This is a genomic window from Flavobacterium sp. 9 (assembly GCF_002754195.1).
Classification (GTDB): Bacteria; Bacteroidota; Bacteroidia; order Flavobacteriales; family Flavobacteriaceae; genus Flavobacterium.
Genome location: NZ_PEEU01000001.1, coordinates 3,879,426 through 3,898,987 on the forward strand (window position 1 = coordinate 3,879,426; position 19,562 = coordinate 3,898,987).

Here is a 19,562-nt window from a genome sequence, read left to right on the forward strand (position 1 = left end):
TAATTAGTATATTTTTCGTATATTATTCTTTTTCACGACCAAAACGTTCAAACACGTTTACATAAGTATTAAAAGTTACTTTGTGTTTTTCGTAGAATGCTTTATCGTTGTTTTTCTTCATAACTTCCAATAAGCTTCTGTAACGCTCGATATCAGTGATAATATCCATTGCTAAGTCTGTTTGGTCGCCAGGAGTTAAAGTAGCATAATAGTTTAAGTTCTCTCTGTATTTTTGAACTAATTTATCAAGTAGATCATGTGCTTTTGCAGTTTCTCCAACTTTATAATATCCATTAGTAAAAGGCTCAACAAGAGAATAATATCCATATTTATCCAATGGCATTTTTGTTATCGCCAGATTGATAATGTTTTTAGCTTTATCAATTTTACCTTCTGCGATAAGTTGATCCATTAAACGCGATAGATTCGTGCGATATGTTATACTGTTTCTTCTAGTTTCAGGATCATGATAAATATTACCATTGCTGTTACCCCAATCCCATTTCATTACAATGTCGTACATTTTATCGGCGTCAATTTGACCCATATCCATTGGTCCGCCATCTTTTGAAGGAACATTTTTAATAGGAACCAATTTGTAAACCATTCCGTCTAATTGTAAATAGTTTTTTAACCAAAGATAATCTTCATCATCAAAAGCTCCACCACTAAAGTAAATTGGTCTTTTCCAATTGTTATTAGCCAAGATGTCTAACATCATTAAACGGTTTTTGTATAATGCTCTTCCTTTGATATCAATATCGATATAAGGTACAATAGAATCATTGTATTTTGGATCAACAACCTTGTTTTTAATGATCGTATTTTTGTCAACACTCAATCTTATTTTATTTGTTGGATAAAAATGAATTGTTTGTCCGTTTTGTAATCCAACAGTAGATTTAGGGTTTTTAATGAAAGACATTAAATCTTTGATATCCCAACGAGTTTCAACTTTTTGAATGTAAGCAACATAATCTAGTTTATCTCCAACATATTCATCATGTGTAAATGATATTGGTAATGGATCAGATTCGTATGATTTTGCTTTCATTTGATCAATATACCAATCCGTCATAAATAAACTTGTATTTACGATTTTTACATCGGTTCTGATGTGCTCAATTTCTTGCGCATACCAGAGCGGGAAAGTATCATTATCTCCAATAGTGAACAAAATAGCATCTTTATCACAGGAATTCAAATAAGCTTTTGCCATTGCAACTGCAGTATATCTTTCTGATCTGTCATGATCGTCCCAGTTTTGAGACGCCATTAAAACCGGAGCTGCTAAGAAAGTTGCTGCAATAATAACTGGTCCTGCAATTTTGGGAGCAATATATTTTTGTATACTTTCATATAGAGAATAGACTCCAAAGCCTATCCAGATTGCAAACACATAGAAGGATCCTACAAGTGCATAATCTCTTTCACGAGGTTCAAAAGGGCGTTCGTTTAGGTATATTTTTAATGCGATTCCGGTAAATAAGAATAATGCCAAAAGAACATAAAAACTTTTGAGGTCTTTATTTGCATGGTACATTATTCCAATTAAACCTAAGATAAATGGCAAGAAAAAGTAAACGTTACGTCCTTTGTTGTTTAAAACATCAGTTGGTAAGTTGTCTTGAGAGCCAAGGTGTAATGAGTCAAGCGCTTTGATTCCGCTGATCCAGTTTCCATCCAGATTGTCATATTTTCCCTGAACATCACTTTGACGACCAACAAAATTCCACATCAAATATCTCCAATACATATATCCAAATTGATATTCGAACATAAAACTGAAATTGTCTGCAGTTGTTGGTTTTTCTATTATTAGATATTCACCATAGCTGTTTAAGAATTTAACGTAACCTTCGTTGTCGATTTGTTTTTGAGCGTAAGCTTTTCTGAATTCAGAAACTGTTTTTTCAACTTCATTACGCAATTGCGCAGTAGCTTTGTTGTATTCTTCTTCGCTTAATTGGCTCGCGTCAATTCCGTATTTTGCTAAATCTTCATCATAACTATGATTTGGATCTATTTTGAAAGCAGGAGGATTTGTGAAGCTAATATAATTTTGGATGTGTCCGGTTTCGGTGCTCCACATTCTTGGCAGAATAGTTTTCTGATTGTCATCAGAATTTTGTTCTGCATTTTTATAATTGTTGGTAATAATATATTTACCAGTTTTATAATCTCTTTCGTAGTTAGGTTTTTTATCTAAATAAGGAGTTTTTGCATCCAGACCAGCAAAAAGTTCTGTGTATTGAGGTCCGTAAAACAATGGATTTACACCATATTGTTCACGATTATAATATGCTAAAACCTCTGTAGCATCTGATGGTTTGTTTTCGTTAATTACTGTATTGGCGTTAGCACGAACCGGTAACATGATCCATGTTGAGAAACCAATAAGTATAAATAGAATACAAACAATAATAGTGTTGTAGAAAACTAATCCTTTTTGTTTGGTGTATTTAAGGCCAAAATAAAAGAAAGCAATAAATAATAAAGCAACAAAAATAGTTCCTGAGTTAAAAGGTAATCCCATGCTATTTACCATGTAAATCTCGGTTTTACCAAAGAAAGCCATTGTTAATGGTAATAAAAGCTTGAAAATAAACAATAGAATTGCAATTACTACAGCATTAGCAATAATGAAATTTTTTATAGTAACTTTTTCGTAGTGTTTGAAATAGTAAAGAAAACCAATTGCGGGAATAGTCAAAAGTGCCATGAAGTGAACACCAAATGAAAGTCCAATAACAAGAGAAATGATTAATAACCATTTGTTTCCTTTTGGTTTGTCCATGTCTTGTTCCCAGCGTAATCCAAGCCAAAAAAGTAATGCGATTAATAGAGATGCCATTGCATAAACTTCGGCTTCAACAGCATTAAACCAGAAACTGTCAGAGAAAGTATAAGCAAGAGCTCCAACAAAAGAGCTTCCTAATATAACAATTGAATTGTTTTGATCGATCTCAGTAAAACGAGCAACGATTTTTTTCAAAATCATTGACGAAGACCAGAACATAAATAGAATGGTGAATGCGCTTGAAAAAACCGACATCATATTTACCATCACAGCAACATGTTGAGCATCTATAGCAAACATTGCAAAAAAAGCACCCATCATCTGGAATAAAGGCGCCCCTGGAGGGTGACCAACTTCTAGTTTAGCTGCTGTTGCAATGTATTCGCCACAATCCCAAAAGCTCATGGTGGGTTCAACAGTTAGTGTATAAGTAGTTAAAGCGATTGCAAATGCAAACCAACCAATAATTGTATTCCATTTATTGAAATTGAATTGTGCCATATTTAGGTGTTATAATTATGTATGTTTTCTATCCTACAAAGAAAATGTTTTTTTGTTTAAAGAGAAGAGCATTAACATAAAATTCTATAAAAGTATTTGATTGTATTAATGTATTGTTTGTTAAATGGTTGCGTGAATATTACGAGTTTGAAAGAAAAAAAATGAAAAAAAAACGAGTTTTTTTTATTAAAAAGTTTGCGCAAACTAAAAAAAGCTCTAAATTTGCACTCGCTTAACAGCAACGCTGGTCTATGGTGTAATGGTAACACAACTGTTTTTGGTGCAGTCTTTCAAGGTTCGAGTCCTTGTAGACCAACATAAAAAGCCTCTCAAAACGAGAGGCTTTTTTATCTCAAAAGCGTTGTTTTAGTTAAAAAAAGCTGTAAATTTGCAGTCTGTATAAGTATTTTTATTGGTCTATGGTGTAATGGTAACACAACTGTTTTTGGTGCAGTCTTTCAAGGTTCGAGTCCTTGTAGACCAACAAAAAAGCCTCTCAATCGAGAGGCTTTTTTTATGGAATAAACTTAACGGTTTTAACCGCAAAGAGCGCTAAGTTTTTGTCTTAATTGTTATGATTGCAAACGCAAAGTTTGCAAAGCTTTGTCAATTATAGCTTTGCGGACTTTGCGTTTATATTAAATCTTATAAGTAAAAAAAACCTTGCGTTCTTTGTGGTTAAATTCCGAGCTGGATTTTAAAAGGCAGTGTTATTTAGAGAGTAAAGAAGATGGAACTACACCGAATTTCTTCTTGAATGAAAATGAGAAATGCGAAAGATCTTCAAAACCAACGCCTATATAAACTTCTGATGGCGGTGTTCCTTGGCTAATTAGATAATAAGCTTCTTGAAGTCTTTTGTTCAAGAGCCATTTTCCAGGTGTTTGTTGGAATACTTTTTCGAAATCTCTTTTAAAAGTAGCTAAACTTCTTCCAGTTAAATAAGCAAAACGATTAAGATGCACGTTAAAATGGAAATTTTTGTTCATAAAAGCTTCAAGATCCATTTTGCCGGGTTCGCTAAAATCAAATAAAACATCTTTTAATTCTGGATTTACTTTAAGTAATAGATGTACGGCTTCTTTTATTTTTAAATTAAAAAGAGTTTCGTTGTCTTCTTGTTCGACTTCGAGGTAAGATATAAGTGATTCCATGAAGGATTTGTAAAGCGGATTTGGCGCTAACATAATCATGGTTTCAGAATCTGTTCTTTTGTTGATTTTGAAATCGTATTCTTTGCTTATTTCGCGAAGAATCTCCTGATCCAGAAAAAGAGATATTGTTTTGAATTCGCCTCCTTCGGGTGGTATTTTGGTGAATTTTGCTAAATTATTTCTTTTGCTAAAGCGAAAATCTCCCGCTTTTGTGAGATAGGTGTTTTTGCTGTCTGAAGCTGTCATTTCTCCTGAGATCTGGTAGCTAAAGACGTGTTCCGGTATAAAATGTTCACCTTCACGACTGCGTGCGTAATAGCAGGAGTAAAGTATTTGAGGTTTTGTATTTGTTTTTGCAGTCATAATTGTAAAGTTACAAAAAGATCCGGAAAATCTTTTTGTATAAAGATATCCGGATCTGTAAATGTTGTTTTTATTGAATTAATGCTCTTGGTTCAAGATATGCTTCAAGTCCAAGAACTCCAAATTCTCTGCCTATTCCTGATTGTTTAAATCCGCCAAAAGGAGCCATTGGATCGTGTCCGATTCCGTTTATCTGAACGCGTCCTGCATTAATTTGTGAAGCAACTTTGTGAGCTCTTTCGTTGTTTGATGAGCTTACATAGGCTTGTAGTCCATAAGTGGTGTCGTTTGCTATTTCGATTGCTTCTTCTTCTGTTTTATAGGTAATAATAGATAAAACAGGACCGAATATTTCTTCTCTCGCAATGCGCATTTGGTTGTTTACATGAATAAAAACTGTTGGTTTTACGAAATTTCCTTTTTCTAATCCTTCAGGTTTTCCTAAACCGCCAATAAGAACTTCTGCACCTTCGTTTATTCCTGTTTTGATGTAATTCTGAACGCGATCATATTGTTTGTTGCTAACCATTGGTCCAACTGCGGTTGTTTCATTTTTTGGGTCACCAACAATTGTTTTTGAAACTATTTCTTTAACAAGAGTTTTGACTTCTTCAAGTTTATTTTCGGGAACTAATAATCTTGTTCCTGCAATGCACGCTTGCCCGTTGTTCATGTAAGCGGCAATTATAGCTAACGGAATTGCTTCTGAGAAATTGGCATCGTCCAAAATGATATTTGGAGATTTTCCACCAAGTTCAAGCGTAACGCGTTTCATGGTATTAATGGCTTCTGTGGCGATAATTTTCCCGACAGTAGTTGATCCTGTGAAGGAGATTTTTGCAATATCCGGATTGCGGCTTATTTCGGCTCCAACAACTTCGCCAAGTCCGTTTACGATATTGAAAACACCTTTTGGAAGTCTTGCTTCATGAAGGCATTCTGTGATTAATTGGGTTTGCTGCGCGCTCATTTCGCTTGGTTTTATAACCGTTGTACATCCTGCGACAATTGCAGTTGATAATTTGCTGCATATGAATCCGTTGCTTGAATTCCATGGAATGATAATTCCCACAACTCCCAGCGGTGTCATTTGAACTTCAGATTCTCCCATTTTTTTAGTAAAATCATAAGTGTTTAATAGGTTAATCGCAGAATCAAAACCTTTTAGCATATATTCATAGCTTATTGTTGAAAATTGCAGTGTTCCTCCGTATTCTTCAATCATTACATTGATGAAGTCGGTTTTTCTTTTCTCGATAGCTGTTTTTATGTTTTGCAGGTATTGAATTCTTTCTGCAACTGTGGTTTTTGAGAAAGTTTTGAAAGCTGTTTTAGCTGCGTTTACTGCATTTTGAGTGTCTTCTTTGTTTCCTAAAAGAACTCTTCCTAGTTTTTCATTTGTCGTTGGGCTTATCAGGTCAAAATATTCTTGTCCTTGTGGAGTAACGAATTCTCCATTAATGTAGATTTTGTCTATTGTTTTCATGTTGTATTGTATTATGATTTTTATTTGACAAATTTCTATATTAATTAGCTCTTCTATTTTGTTGAAAAGCTCAGATGTACTTTGTTAAAAAGCTCATGTAGTTTTTTTAAAATTGAGCAAGTGAGTAATATTTATATATAAAAAAAAGCCCTTCATTCGAAAGGCTTTTGGTGAGAGTAAAAGATTTTGTCTTTATGGAATATTTGCTTAAATCTTAAAAGTAACAACAGGTTTTACGGTATGATTTACTAATCCTTCGCTGATGCTTCCGTTAAAAAAGTGAGCAAATCCGGTTCTTCCGTGAGTGCACATTCCAATAATGTCAGCATTAATACTGTTGGCGAAATTGATAATTCCTTTTTCGATATTAGTGTCGTTATAGATGTGAGTTGTGTAATTTGTAAGATTAAATTCGGCTATAAAATTATCCATAGCTTTTTGAATAACATGAGTTGGTTTAAAGCTATTTGGAGTGCAAATTGTAACTAAATGAATTTTTGATTCGAAGAATTTAGTAAAGTTCAAAAGTTTTTCGAAAGGTTTTTTGGTTTCTTCGGAAAAGTCAGAGGCAAAAACGATATTTCCAACTTTGAAATCTGTGATGTCTTTTTTGATTACTAAAACTGGAATATCAGAATTACGTACTACTTTTTCAGTATTTGAGCCTATTAAGAGTTCTTCAATTCCAGAAGAACCATGTGATCCCATTATGATTAAATCAACTTCATAATCTTTGCTTACCTGAGTAATTCCATGAATTGGCTTGTCCATTTTTACGATTTCAGTCACTTTTATTCCGTCAAGATAAGGTTTTGATGAAATTTCGTCCAGCATTTCGTTTGCTTTTTTCATGAAAAGCATAGTTTCCGGAATGCTTGCGCCGCCCAAAATTGCGTCGTTCATTTGATGTGGCAATTCAAGCATGTGTAAAATGATAATTTCCGAATCGTTTTTTTTGGCGATTTTGGCAGCAACTTTCAAGGCGTCTTCTGCATGTTCTGAGAAGTCGGTAGGTACTAGAATTCGTTTCATGATTTTTAAGGGGTTAAATAATGTGAAATTCCGTTATTTTAATGCTCTTATAAAGATAAGAAATATTTTTAGAGCAATCTATTTATTTTGATTTATAAAAAAAACACTATATTTGCACCGTTATTTATTAAAATCTAAATAATGAGGGGACTAAGTGTCCCCTCTTTTTATAAAATTATGACATTTAAAGAAAAAGTAAACGGATTAATTACAGAAGCTCTTCTGGAAAAACCATCAATCTTTTTGATTGATCTGGCTATTTCTGACTCTTTTAAAATTAGTGTTGGCTTAGACGGGGATAATGGAGTGGCGTTGCAGGATTGCATTGATATTAGTCGTGCAGTCGAGAATAATCTGGATCGTGAAGAACAGGATTTTTCGCTTGAAGTAGCATCGGTTGGAGTAGGGTCACCATTGAAATTGACAAGACAATACAAGAAAAATATTGGTAGAACGTTGATTGTTACTACAAATAATGAAAAAATTGAAGCAGAATTAGTGGAAGCTAACGATGTTTTTATAATTTTGTCTTGGAAAGCAAGAGAACCGAAAAAAGTAGGAAAAGGAAAAGAAACAGTTCAAAAAGAGCAACAAATACCTTATACAGAAATTAAAGAGGCAATTGTTACAGTAACATTTTAATTAAAGAATTCGCATGGAAAATTTAGCATTAATCGATTCATTCTCAGAGTTTAAAGATAATAAACTTATTGATCGTGTAACGCTTATGGCAATTTTAGAGGACGTGTTTAGAAATGCATTGAAGAAAAAATACGGTTCTGATGATAACTTCGATATTATTATTAATCCTGATAAGGGAGATATGGAAATATGGAGAAGAAGAGTGATTGTTGCTGATGAAGATCTTGATTTTGAAAATGAAGAAATTACATTGACAGAAGCTAGAATGATCGAAGCGGATTTTGAAATTGGTGAAGAAGTTTCTGAAGAAGTTAAATTGATTGATTTAGGACGAAGAGCGATTTTAGCTTTACGCCAAAACTTAATATCTAAAATTCACGAACACGATAATACAAATCTTTATAAGCAATTTAAAGATATTATCGGTGATATTTATACTGCCGAAGTGCACCATGTTCGCCCTAGAGTTGTTATCTTAGTTGATGATGAAGGGAACGAAATTGTACTTCCGAAAGAAAAACAAATTCCGTCTGATTTTTTCCGTAAAGGAGATAATGTACGTGGAATCATTGAAAGCGTTGAATTAAAAGGAAACAAACCTCAAATTATTATGTCTAGAACTTCAGAGAAGTTTTTAGAGAAATTGTTTGAACAAGAAATTCCTGAAGTTTTCGACGGATTAATTACTGTTAAAAATGTAGTTCGTATTCCTGGTGAAAAAGCAAAAGTAGCGGTAGATTCTTATGATGATAGAATCGATCCTGTTGGAGCTTGTGTTGGTATGAAAGGATCTCGTATTCACGGAATTGTTCGTGAATTAGGGAACGAAAATATCGACGTAATCAATTATACAAACAACATTCAATTGTTTATTACAAGAGCATTAAGCCCTGCAAAAGTTTCTTCAATTAAAATTGATGAAGAAAACAAAAGAGCTGAAGTATTCTTGAAATTAGAAGAAGTATCTAAAGCAATTGGTAGAGGAGGTCACAATATTAAATTAGCAGGTCAGCTTACAGGCTATGAGCTGGATGTTATTAGAGAAGGTGATGTTGCTAGTGGTGAAGATGATGACGTTGAATTAACTGAGTTTTCAGATGAAATTGAAGGCTGGGTTATCGAAGAATTTGCAAAAATTGGTTTAGATACAGCTAGAAGTATCTTAAAACAAGAAGTAGAAGATTTAGTAAGAAGAACAGATTTAGAAGAGGAAACAATTCTTGATGTTATGAAAATACTAAAAGAAGAGTTTGATAGCTAGTTATCTGCTCTAACAACACAACGAAAAAGGTAATAATAAAAAGGTTATATGTCTGAAGAGAGAGTAATAAGAATAAACAAGGTTTTAAGGGAATTAAATATTTCGTTAGAAAGAGCTGTTGATTATCTAAAAGATAAGGGAATTGCTATTGATGCAAATCCAAATGCGAAAATTTCTGATAGCGAATTTAATATCCTACAAAGCCAATTTGCGGGCGATAAGGGGAATAAGGAAGCTTCTAAAGAGGTAGGAGAAGAGAAAAGAAAAGAAAAAGAAGCATTACGTGTTGAACGTGAGAAAGAAATTGAGGATAAACGCAGACAAGACGAGGAACGCCAAAAGCAACAAGAGATTATAAAAGCGAGAGCTGTTGTAACCGGACCTGTTCAAGTTGGTAAAATTGATTTAAATCCAAAGAAACCTGCAGTTGTTTCTACTCCTCCTATTGTTGAGGAACCAGTTAAGGCTGAAGAACCAAAAGTAGTTGTTGCTCCAACTCAACCAGAAAAACCTGTTCAAAAAGAAGTTGTACAGCCTGAGCCGGTAGTGGCTCCTGTAGTTTCTGAAGAGAAAAAGGTAGAAAAACCTATTATTACAGAGAAAAAAGAAGTAAAAGTGGAAACTCCTAAAGTAGCACCGGAACCTGTTATTTCGACAGATCCTACAACTGCTGAGGAAACTATCACTACTCAATATCAAAAATTATCGGGAACTACTCTTACTGGACAAACAATTGATTTATCTCAATTTAATAAGCCTAAGAAAAAGAAAGAAGATCCAAAGATAACTCCGAATAAACCGGGAGCTCCTGGGGCAAATAATAATAACGCTAATAAAAATAAGCGTAAAAGAATTGCTCCTAAGCCTGGAACTCCGGGTGCGCCAAAACCTGCAACAGGTAATGCGCCGGGAACTCCAAACCCAAATAAAATTACACCTAATACCGGTGGTGGAGGATTTAATGCTAACAGAAGCGCAAGACCTGGTTTTGTAAAAGGGAACCGTCCTGCAATTGTAGCTAAAGTTGAGCCTACTGAAGAGGAAGTAAAAAACCAAATTAGAGAGACTCTTGAAAAACTTCAAGGTAAAGGTGGAAAATCAAAAGCTGCTAAATACAGAAGAGATAAAAGAGATACGCATCGTCAGAAATCTGATGAAGAGCAAAGAGCGCTTGACGAAGGAAGTAAAACTATTAAAGTTACTGAGTTTGTTACTGTAGGTGAAATTGCAATCATGATGGATGTGCCGATTACTAAAGTAATTGGAACTTGTATGTCTCTTGGTATCATGGTTACTATGAACCAACGTCTGGATGCTGAAACATTAACTATCGTTGCCGATGAATTTGGTTATGAAGTTGAGTTTATTACAGTTGATATCGAAGAAGCAATCGAGGTTGTTGAAGATAAAGAAGAAGATTTAGTAGTAAGAGCACCAATTGTTACTGTAATGGGTCACGTCGATCACGGTAAAACATCTTTACTGGATTATATCCGTAAAGAAAATGTTATCGCTGGTGAGTCTGGAGGTATTACACAGCACATTGGAGCATACGGAGTAACTTTAGATAATGGTCAAAAAATTGCATTTTTAGATACACCAGGTCACGAGGCGTTTACCGCTATGCGTGCACGTGGAGCTCAAGTTACAGATATCGCGATTATTGTTGTAGCGGCGGATGATGATATCATGCCACAAACAAAAGAGGCAATCTCTCACGCACAAGCTGCAGGAGTGCCAATTATATTTGCAATCAATAAAATTGATAAACCAAATGCGAATGTTGAGAAAATCAAAGAGCGTTTGGCTAGTATGAATTTACTTGTTGAAGATTGGGGTGGAAAAATTCAGTCACATGATATTTCTGCAAAAGTTGGAACAGGAGTAAAAGAATTATTGGAAAAAGTTTTATTAGAAGCTGAAATTTTAGATTTAAAATCTAATCCAAATAAAGCAGCACAGGGAACTGTAGTTGAGGCTTTCTTAGATAAAGGAAAAGGATATGTTTCTACAATCTTAGTTCAACACGGAACTTTAAGAGTTGGAGATTATATGTTGGCAGGAAAACATCATGGTAAAATTAAAGCTATGCATGACGAACGTGGACATATTGTTAAAGAAGCTGGTCCATCAACTCCAGTATCTGTTTTAGGTCTTGATGGAGCTGCAACGGCAGGTGATAAGTTTAACGTTTTTGAAGACGAAAAAGAAGCAAAACAAATTGCATCAAAACGTTCTCAATTAATGCGTGAACAATCTGTACGTACACAAAGACATATTACGCTTGACGAAATTGGTCGTCGTATTGCTCTTGGTCAGTTTAAAGAATTGAACGTAATCCTTAAAGGAGACGTTGATGGATCTGTTGAAGCATTATCAGATTCGTTCTCTAAACTTTCTACTGAAGAAATTCAAATTAATATTATCCATAAAGGTGTTGGAGCAATTACTGAAACTGACGTTATGTTGGCTTCTGCTTCTGATGCGATCATTATCGGATTTAACGTTCGTCCTGCTGGAAATGCGAGACAACTTGCTGATAAAGAAGAAATCGATATCCGTTACTATTCTATTATCTATGCTGCTATCGATGACTTGAAAGATGCGATGGAAGGAATGTTAGCTCCTGAGATGAAAGAAGAAATTTTAGGAACAGCTGAAATTCGTGAGATTTTCAAAATTTCTAAAGTTGGTTCTATTGCAGGATGTATGGTTATGGATGGTAAAATCATGAGATCTTCTAAAATTAGAGTTATTAGAGATGGAGTAGTGGTGCATACAGGAGAACTTGTTGCATTGAAACGTTTCAAAGACGATGTTAAAGAAGTTTCTAAAGGTTACGATTGTGGTATCCAGATTAAAGGTTACAATGACATCGAAGAAAGAGATGTTATTGAAGCATACCACGAAGTTGCTATCAAGAAAAAATTGAAATAAAATTGAAATATTTTTCAAATAAAAAATCCCGAGCAATCGGGATTTTTTTTGTTTTGAGGAATTTGGCTTTTTAAACAGAATATGTAGTTTAAATAAAATTACCAATAAGAGGTGGAAATTAGTATTCTGTTTTATTTTCCAAAATATAATTTGAAGGAGTCTTACCTAGATTTTTTTTAAACATAAAAATAAATGCACTCGTTGTTTCGTATCCTAAATCAAATGCAATTTCTTTTATGGATTGTTTTTCTCCTAATCTTTTTATTGCTTCTAATAGTTTTAATCTAATTCTCCAATCGCTAAAACTCATTCCTAGTTCTTTTGTGAAAAGTCTGGATAATGTTCGGCTGCTCATATAAGATAAATCAGCGAAATGTTCTATTGTTTCTTTGTTGGCGACATCATTGATTAAAAGATCAATAATGCTTTTGAGTTTTATGTGATTGCTTGTGGGTAAGAAAGTAGAACTTGGATGAATCAAAACTAGTTCATCCAAAAATACATCCATAATTCTTCTTTGTGCAGGAGTTAAGTTTTTAGGATCTTCAAAAGAAATAATTTTAAACATTAACTGTTTTAGAAAAACTGAAATATCAAAAGAAAAACTAGTTGATGGCAGATTATTTGTATAGGACGGATCGATAAAAACACTATATAGATTTACATCCTTTTGAAAAGATACCTGATGTTCAACTCCGCCTGCAATCCATAATCCCTGTAGGGGATTTACAACCCAAATTTGATTTTCTACAACCACATTCATGACGCCACTTGTTGCGTAAAGAAGTTGTGCTCGTGGATGTGAATGCAAGGAACAAACAGCATCTGTAATTGTTTCGGTATATCCCACAACCGGAAGAGATGGGTTTATCTGAAATCCAAGGTCAACAACAAGATATGTCTGATAATCGTTATTCATTGTCCAAATGTAGTAATTCTGACAATGTATTTAATAGGATCTTTGTCAAAAATAAATCGTTAAGATTTATTAGTGTTCAAAATTAAAATAACAACGTATGACAAATGTTAAAACACAACCTGAGATAGTTCAAAAAACGATCTATTCTATACTTTTCATTATTAGCTTTTCTCACTTTATTAATGATTTATTGCAAGCAGTAATTCCTTCTGTTTATCCTTTATTCAAGGAAAAATTTAATTTAAGTTTCGCTCAGATTGGTATGATAACTTTTACGTACCAACTTACTGCTTCTATTTTGCAACCATTTGTTGGAATGTATACGGATAAAAAGTCTAAGCCGTATTCATTAATTGTTGGGATGAGTTTTACATTATTAGGGCTATTTTTTGTATCGATTGCATCGAGCTTTACTTATTTATTATTGGCGGTTAGTTTGATTGGTATTGGGTCTTCTATTTTTCATCCGGAATCTTCAAGAGTAGCGCATTTAGCATCAGGTGGAAAACGTGGGTTAGCGCAATCTATTTTTCAACTGGGAGGGAATGCAGGTAGTGCGGTTGGACCTTTATTGGCTGCTTTAATTGTGATTCCGTATGGACAATTCTATATAATCTGGTTTTGTCTGATCGCCTTAATTGGAATTTTTGTTTTATATAGAATAGCAATTTGGTACAGCGCGCATTTAGAGTTAAAACGACAAAATAAAGAAACATCACATGAGATTTTTACGCATCAATTGTCTAAAAAAAGAGTAGTGTTTTCATTGATTATTCTATTGATCTTAATTTTTTCGAAATACTTTTATTTGGCAAGTATTACTAGTTATTATACATTTTTTCTAATCGATAAGTTTAATATTTCGATTCAGGAATCACAGATTTATTTATTTGCTTTTTTAGGTGCAGTTGCTGCTGGTACATTAATCGGTGGACCATTGGGAGATAGGTTTGGGAGAAAATATGTGATTTGGATTTCTATTTTAGGAGTTGCGCCTTTTACTCTTTTGCTTCCATATGCGTCGTTATTCTGGGTTGGCATTTTGTCAGTAATAATTGGATTGATAATTTCCTCTGCATTTTCGGCTATTTTGGTTTACGCGACAGAATTATTGCCGGGTAAAGTTGGTTTGGTAGCTGGATTGTTTTTTGGTTTTGCTTTTGGAATGGGAGGTTTAGGATCGGCTATTCTAGGTAAACTGGCTGATTTGACCAGTATAGCTTATGTTTTTAAAATTTGCGCCTTTTTGCCATTGATTGGTGTTATAACTGGGTTTTTACCTAATATTGAAGGTAAAAAAAGATAATTCTATTTTTGAATTTTAATTGCTATTAGATTCTTGTGGTTTGATATGTAATGATATAAAAAAAGCATCAGCGATAGCTGATGCTTTTTTTGTTTTTAAGTGTTTTTTGAGAAGATTCTATTTGCTTGGTTTGATCAAAAATACACTTTTGTACTTTTTCTTAATTTCAGCTAAATTTCTTTCTGCTTCGATTCTTGTTTTAAAATTCCCAACGATTACTTTGTAGTTTGGTGTGTTGAAAATTATTGTGCCGTCGATATCACTATTTTCTCTTTTGAAATCTGCTAGTGCTTTTTTTGCTTCCTCGCTTTTCCCGCTAAAAATTTGAATTTTATAAGTGTCGTTTGTGTTTATTGACGTGTTAATTTTGCGCTTGTCGTTTAATAATTGCTCAAATTTGGGATCTTGATTTAGTGTTAAATTTTGGTCTTGAGCATGAATGTTATATGCTAAAGTGAACATTGCTAGTGTTAAGAAAACTCTTTTTGAGTGGGTTAAAATTCTCATAATGTGATGGTTTTTATGCAAAAATAGTATTTAAAGTTTGTATGGAAAATTTTAATATTATTTAGAATTGATATAAATTGATATTTAAGAGTATTTTAAGGTTTTGAGAATAGTTCATAAGTCGTATTTTTGTGCAAGTTTTAAAAGAAGGTATTAGTTTTTTGTTGATTTACTACAGAAAAAATCATACCAAAAATTAGTAGATAATTATTATACTATATGAAAAAGGTGGGTAACCATAATTCGATCTCCAGAAAATTGCTGCTTAGCTTATCGCTAACGCTAATTTTCTCCCTAACTTCATTTGCTCAAGATGCTGCTGCTGCTCCGGCGGCGCCTGCTGCTGCCACTCCGGCTGCAACTTCAGGTGGTGATCCAGTAAAAGGGAAAGAACTTTTTAATGCAAATTGCGCTGCATGTCACAAATTAGATGCTAAGTCAACAGGTCCTGCTTTAAGAGGAGTTGCTGCTAAGCACGAAATGGCTTGGATCTACAAGTGGGTTCACAACAGTTCTGAAGTAATTAAATCAGGTGATCCTGTTGCTGTGAAATTATTTGAAGAAAACAATAAGTCTGTAATGACTTCTTTTCCTCAATTATCTACAGGTGATATTGATAATATTATCGCTTATACTTCTGAAGTAAAAGCTGAGCCTGCTGCTGGTACACCTGGAACTGTTCCTCCTGGGGAGAAAGTTGAAGGTGGTGGAATTTCAAATAATGTTATTTTAGGCGCTCTTGCACTTGTTATGGCTATTTTGGTTGTGATGTTGTTCATGGTGAACAAAGTATTGACTAAAGTTGCTAGTAATAACGGAATTGAAGTTGCTCCTAGAGAAGCAAGAACTCCAATCTGGAAAGCTTTTGCTAAAAACCAATTCTTGGTATTAGTTACTTCTATATTCTTGCTTTTGGCAAGTGGTTATTTTGTTTATGCTTTCTTAATGCAAGTAGGTGTTGATCAAAATTATGAGCCAATTCAGCCAATTCATTATTCTCATAAAATTCACGCAGGAGATAACGAGATCAATTGTAAATATTGTCACTCTGCTGCTCGTGTGAGTAAAAATGCTGGTATTCCATCTTTGAATGTTTGTATGAACTGTCATAAAAATATTTCTGAAGTTGCTGAGTCTACTGCTACTCCTGAGTACAGTAAAGCTTACTACGATGGTGAAATCCAGAAGTTGTATACTGCTGTTGGTTGGGATAAAGCTAAACAAGCATATACTGGAAAAACGCAGCCTGTAAAATGGGTTCGTATTCATAATCTTCCTGATTTTGTTTACTTCAACCACTCTCAACACGTTACTGTTGCAGGAGTTGAATGTCAAACTTGTCACGGTCCAGTGCAGGAATTTGAGATCATGAAGCAATATTCTAAATTAACAATGGGATGGTGTGTTGATTGCCATAGAAAAACTGATGTTAAGATGGAAGGAAATGCATATTATGATAAAATTCATGCTGAACTTTCTAAAAAATACGGTGTAGAGAAATTGACTGCAGCGCAAATGGGAGGTTTAGAATGCGGTAAATGCCACTATTAATCGAATTATTAAGATTTTAATATTTATATACAATGTCATCAAACAAAAAATACTGGAAAAGTGTTGAAGAACTAGAAAATAGTTCTATTGTTGAGGCGCTTAGAAATAACGAATTCGTTGAAGAAATTCCTACAGAAGAATTCTTAGGGAATGCAGATGCTTTAGCTCAATCTGGAACTTCACGTCGTGACTTTTTAAAGTACGTAGGATTTAGTACTGCAGCGGTAACTCTAGCTGCCTGCGAAGGTCCGGTTCACAAGTCTATCCCTTACGTGTTACAACCAGAACAAATCATTCCTGGTGTTGCAGACTATTATGCAACTACTGTTTTTGATGGTTTTGATTTTGCTAACTTATTAGTGAAAACTCGTGAAGGTCGTCCAATTAAAATTGATAACAATACTATTTCTGGAGCTAAGTTTTCAGCCAATGCTAGAATTCATGCGTCTATTCTATCTTTATATGATGGCATGCGTTTGAAAGAACCTAAATTGGAAGGAAAAAATAGTAGCTGGTCTGCTGTTGATTTGAAAATAAAATCAAGTCTTGCTGATGCAAAAGCAAAAGGTGGACAAGTGGTATTGTTGACAAATACTTTAGCGAGTCCATCTACTGAGAAATTAATAGGTGAATTTATTGCTAAAAACCCAAATGCAAAACACGTTGTTTATGACGCTGTTTCTTCTTCTGAAGCATTAGATGCATTTGAAACAGTTTACGGTGAAAGAGCTCTTGTTGATTACGATTTCTCAAAAGCTTCTTTAATTGTTTCTGTTGGGGCTGATTTCTTAGGAGATTGGCAAGGTGGTGGATACGATGCCGGATATGCTCAGGGACGTATTCCTCAAAACGGAAAAATGTCTCGTCATTTTCAGTTCGAATCAAACATGACATTGTCTGGTGCTGCTGCTGATAAGCGTATTCCAATGACTCCAGCGGATCAAAAACAAGCATTAGTTTTAGTTTATAATATTATTGCAGGTGCTTCTGTTCCGGTTTCTTTGGATGCAAAATTTAAAACAGAAGTTACTAAAGCTGCTCAACAGTTAAAAGCTGCTGGTTCTAAAGGAGTTTTAGTATCTGGAATTGAAGATAAAAATGCTCAATTATTAGTTTTAGCTATCAATCAGGTATTGGCTAGTGAAGCTTTTAATACAGCTGGTACAAGACAAATTAGAAAAGGATCTAATGCGGTTGTATCTCAATTAATAAAAGATATGAATGCTGGTAGTGTTCATACTTTAATCATGAGTGGTATTAATCCAGTTTATACATTAGCTGATTCAGCTTCTTTTGTATCTGGATTGAAAAAAGTAAAAACTTCAGTTGCTTTCTCTTTAAAAGAAGATGAAACTGCTTCAGTTGCTACAATTGCTGCTCCGGCTCCTCATTATTTAGAATCTTGGGGTGATGTTGTGATTACTAAAGGAACTTATAGTTTAACTCAACCAACTATTCGTCCTATATTCAATACAAAACAATTTCAAGACGTTTTATTATCATTAAACGGAGTTCCTGGAAATTTCTACGATTATCTTAAAGCTAGTTCAGCTGGGATTATTGCTGGTTCTTCTTGGAATAAAGTTTTACATGATGGTGTTTTTGTAATTGGTTCTACTGCTTTATCTGCAGGTTCTGTTGATTATGCTGCTGCTGCTAATGCGGTTTCTAAATCAAAAGCTGCCGGAGAATTTGAATTAGTATTGTATACTAAAACAGGTTTAGGAGATGGACAACAAGCAAACAACCCTTGGTTGCAAGAGTTTCCAGATCCAATCACAAGAGTTTCTTGGGATAACTATGTTACAGTTTCTAATGCTGACGCTAAAAAACTTGGCTTAACAAATGAAATTGTTGCTAACGGAGGTTTAAACGGAAGTTATGCTACAATTACTACTGCTGACGGTTTAAAATTAGAGAATGTTCCGGTTATCGTTCAACCAGGACAAGCTGTTGGAACAGTTGGTTTAGCAGTTGGTTATGGTCGTAAAGCGGCTTTAAAAGAAGAAATGGTTGTAGGTTTAAATGCTTACGCTTTATATAAAAACTTCAATAGTGTTCAATCTGTTTCTATTGCGAAAGCAAATGGAGTACATGAGTTTGCTTGTGTTCAAGGACAGAAAACATTAATGGGTAGAGGAGATATTATTAAAGAAACTACTCTTGAAATCTTTAATACTAAAGATGCTGAATTTTGGAACGAACAACCAATGGTATCTTTAGATCACGAAGAAGTAAAAGCTACTACTGTCGATTTATGGGAATCATTTGATCGTTCTACAGGACATCACTTTAACCTTTCGATTGATTTGAACGCTTGTACAGGATGTGGAGCATGTGTTATTGCTTGTCATGCTGAAAACAACGTTCCTGTTGTAGGAAAAGCTGAAGTAAGAAGAAGTCGTGATATGCACTGGTTGCGTATTGACAGATACTATTCTTCTGAAAGTACTTTTGAAGGAGATAACGAAAGAAAAGAAAATATTGCTGGTTTATCTAGTTCATTATCTACATTTAATGAAATGGAAAAAGCTGGAGATAATCCACAAGTTTCATTCCAGCCAGTTATGTGTCAGCACTGTAATCACGCACCATGTGAGACAGTTTGTCCAGTTGCTGCAACATCTCACGGTCGTGAAGGTCAAAACCACATGGCATACAACAGATGTGTTGGTACTCGTTATTGTGCAAACAACTGTCCATATAAAGTACGTCGTTTTAACTGGTTCTTGTACAACAAAAACAGTGAATTCGATTATCATATGAATGACGATTTAGGACGTATGGTGTTAAACCCAGACGTAAACGTTCGTTCTCGTGGTGTTATGGAAAAATGTTCAATGTGTATTCAAATGACACAAGCTACTAAATTAAAAGCTAAAAACGAAGGTCGCCCAGTTGCTGATGGCGAATTCCAAACAGCTTGTTCTAACGCTTGTTCTTCTGGAGCAATGATATTTGGTGATGTTAATGATAAAGAAAGTAAAGTTGCTAAATTAGCGGCTGATGAAAGATCATATCACTTATTAGAGCATGTAGGAACAAAACCTAATGTGGTTTACCATGTTAAAGTTAGAAATACTTAGAATAAATTATTAATTAA

At 34.2% G+C, this 19,562-nt stretch carries 12 protein-coding genes and 2 tRNA genes; 8 read left to right on the forward strand and 6 right to left on the reverse strand.

Going from position 1 to position 19,562, the window contains the following annotated elements; translation table 11 throughout:
• Positions 1–22: 22 nt before the first annotated feature.
• Entirely contained in the window at positions 23–3,301 is a 3,279-nt protein-coding gene (locus CLU81_RS16050) for a DUF2723 domain-containing protein (protein WP_099710729.1), read from the reverse strand.
• Positions 3,302–3,546: 245 nt separating this feature from the next.
• On the opposite strand from CLU81_RS16050, the gene CLU81_RS16055 reads away from it, so the two are divergent.
• Together CLU81_RS16055 and CLU81_RS16060 are read left to right on the forward strand one after the other, a co-directional pair.
• Positions 3,547–3,617, forward strand: a tRNA-Gln gene (locus CLU81_RS16055).
• Between the two features lie 97 nt (positions 3,618–3,714).
• Positions 3,715–3,785 (forward strand) — tRNA-Gln (locus tag CLU81_RS16060).
• Positions 3,786–4,011: 226 nt separating this feature from the next.
• Here the strand turns inward: CLU81_RS16060 and CLU81_RS16065 are convergent.
• The 3 genes from CLU81_RS16065 to CLU81_RS16075 form a co-directional block, all read right to left on the reverse strand.
• Positions 4,012–4,818, reverse strand: a complete 807-nt coding sequence (locus CLU81_RS16065) for an AraC family transcriptional regulator (RefSeq protein WP_099710730.1) — start codon at positions 4,816–4,818, stop codon at positions 4,012–4,014.
• A 70-nt stretch (positions 4,819–4,888) separates the two neighbouring features.
• Positions 4,889–6,304, reverse strand: coding sequence for an aldehyde dehydrogenase family protein (locus tag CLU81_RS16070; RefSeq protein ID WP_099710731.1), 1,416 nt, complete (start codon positions 6,302–6,304; stop codon positions 4,889–4,891).
• 207 nt (positions 6,305–6,511) lie between these two features.
• Positions 6,512–7,336, reverse strand: a complete 825-nt coding sequence (locus tag CLU81_RS16075) for a universal stress protein (RefSeq protein ID WP_099710732.1) — start codon at positions 7,334–7,336, stop codon at positions 6,512–6,514.
• Positions 7,337–7,513: 177 nt separating this feature from the next.
• Here CLU81_RS16075 and rimP point away from each other — a divergent pair, with 177 nt between their 5' ends.
• The 3 genes from rimP to infB are packed head-to-tail and all read left to right on the forward strand — an operon-like array spanning position 7,514 to position 12,176.
• A complete protein-coding gene (gene rimP, locus CLU81_RS16080; RefSeq protein ID WP_165877227.1) occupies positions 7,514–7,978 on the forward strand; it encodes a ribosome assembly cofactor RimP in 465 nt (154 codons plus the stop codon).
• A 13-nt stretch (positions 7,979–7,991) separates the two neighbouring features.
• Entirely contained in the window at positions 7,992–9,239 is a 1,248-nt protein-coding gene (gene nusA / locus CLU81_RS16085; protein WP_099710734.1) for a transcription termination factor NusA, read from the forward strand.
• Positions 9,240–9,287: 48 nt separating this feature from the next.
• Positions 9,288–12,176: a translation initiation factor IF-2 gene (infB, locus tag CLU81_RS16090; RefSeq protein ID WP_099710735.1), complete on the forward strand. Its 2,889-nt coding sequence runs from the start codon at positions 9,288–9,290 to the stop codon at positions 12,174–12,176.
• Between the two features lie 118 nt (positions 12,177–12,294).
• Here the strand turns inward: infB and CLU81_RS16095 are convergent, their stop codons facing one another.
• Positions 12,295–13,095: a helix-turn-helix domain-containing protein gene (locus CLU81_RS16095; protein WP_099710736.1), complete on the reverse strand. Its 801-nt coding sequence runs from the start codon at positions 13,093–13,095 to the stop codon at positions 12,295–12,297.
• Positions 13,096–13,192: 97 nt separating this feature from the next.
• Here CLU81_RS16095 and CLU81_RS16100 point away from each other — a divergent pair, with 97 nt between their 5' ends.
• Complete coding sequence (locus CLU81_RS16100; RefSeq protein WP_099710737.1) at positions 13,193–14,401, forward strand: MFS transporter; 1,209 nt, start codon at positions 13,193–13,195, stop codon at positions 14,399–14,401.
• Between the two features lie 117 nt (positions 14,402–14,518).
• On the opposite strand, the gene CLU81_RS16105 is transcribed toward CLU81_RS16100, so the two are convergent.
• A complete protein-coding gene (locus tag CLU81_RS16105; RefSeq protein ID WP_099710738.1) occupies positions 14,519–14,908 on the reverse strand; it encodes an SPOR domain-containing protein in 390 nt (129 codons plus the stop codon).
• A gap of 219 nt (positions 14,909–15,127) precedes the next feature.
• On the opposite strand from CLU81_RS16105, the gene CLU81_RS16110 reads away from it, so the two are divergent.
• Both CLU81_RS16110 and CLU81_RS16115 read left to right on the forward strand, forming a co-directional pair.
• Positions 15,128–16,459 carry a c-type cytochrome gene (locus CLU81_RS16110; protein ID WP_099710739.1) on the forward strand — a complete coding sequence of 444 codons (1,332 nt, stop codon included), beginning with the start codon at positions 15,128–15,130 and terminating at the stop codon, positions 16,457–16,459.
• 32 nt (positions 16,460–16,491) lie between these two features.
• Positions 16,492–19,545, forward strand: coding sequence for a TAT-variant-translocated molybdopterin oxidoreductase (locus tag CLU81_RS16115; protein WP_099710740.1), 3,054 nt, complete (start codon positions 16,492–16,494; stop codon positions 19,543–19,545).
• The last annotated feature ends 17 nt before the right edge of the window (positions 19,546–19,562 follow it).

What these genes read in the sequence shown, in the direction of transcription:
- CLU81_RS16050 (WP_099710729.1), bottom strand. Translation starts at nt 3,301, where the DNA reads ATGGCACAATTCAATTTCAATAAATGGAATACAATTATTGGTTGGTTT.
- infB (WP_099710735.1), top strand. Translation starts at nt 9,288, where the DNA reads ATGTCTGAAGAGAGAGTAATAAGAATAAACAAGGTTTTAAGGGAATTA.
- CLU81_RS16115 (WP_099710740.1), top strand. Translation starts at nt 16,492, where the DNA reads ATGTCATCAAACAAAAAATACTGGAAAAGTGTTGAAGAACTAGAAAAT.
- CLU81_RS16095 (WP_099710736.1), bottom strand. Translation starts at nt 13,095, where the DNA reads ATGAATAACGATTATCAGACATATCTTGTTGTTGACCTTGGATTTCAG.
- CLU81_RS16110 (WP_099710739.1), top strand. Translation starts at nt 15,128, where the DNA reads ATGAAAAAGGTGGGTAACCATAATTCGATCTCCAGAAAATTGCTGCTT.
- nusA (WP_099710734.1), top strand. Translation starts at nt 7,992, where the DNA reads ATGGAAAATTTAGCATTAATCGATTCATTCTCAGAGTTTAAAGATAAT.
- CLU81_RS16065 (WP_099710730.1), bottom strand. Translation starts at nt 4,818, where the DNA reads ATGACTGCAAAAACAAATACAAAACCTCAAATACTTTACTCCTGCTAT.
- rimP (WP_165877227.1), top strand. Translation starts at nt 7,514, where the DNA reads ATGACATTTAAAGAAAAAGTAAACGGATTAATTACAGAAGCTCTTCTG.
- CLU81_RS16070 (WP_099710731.1), bottom strand. Translation starts at nt 6,304, where the DNA reads ATGAAAACAATAGACAAAATCTACATTAATGGAGAATTCGTTACTCCA.
- CLU81_RS16075 (WP_099710732.1), bottom strand. Translation starts at nt 7,336, where the DNA reads ATGAAACGAATTCTAGTACCTACCGACTTCTCAGAACATGCAGAAGAC.
- CLU81_RS16100 (WP_099710737.1), top strand. Translation starts at nt 13,193, where the DNA reads ATGACAAATGTTAAAACACAACCTGAGATAGTTCAAAAAACGATCTAT.
- CLU81_RS16105 (WP_099710738.1), bottom strand. Translation starts at nt 14,908, where the DNA reads ATGAGAATTTTAACCCACTCAAAAAGAGTTTTCTTAACACTAGCAATG.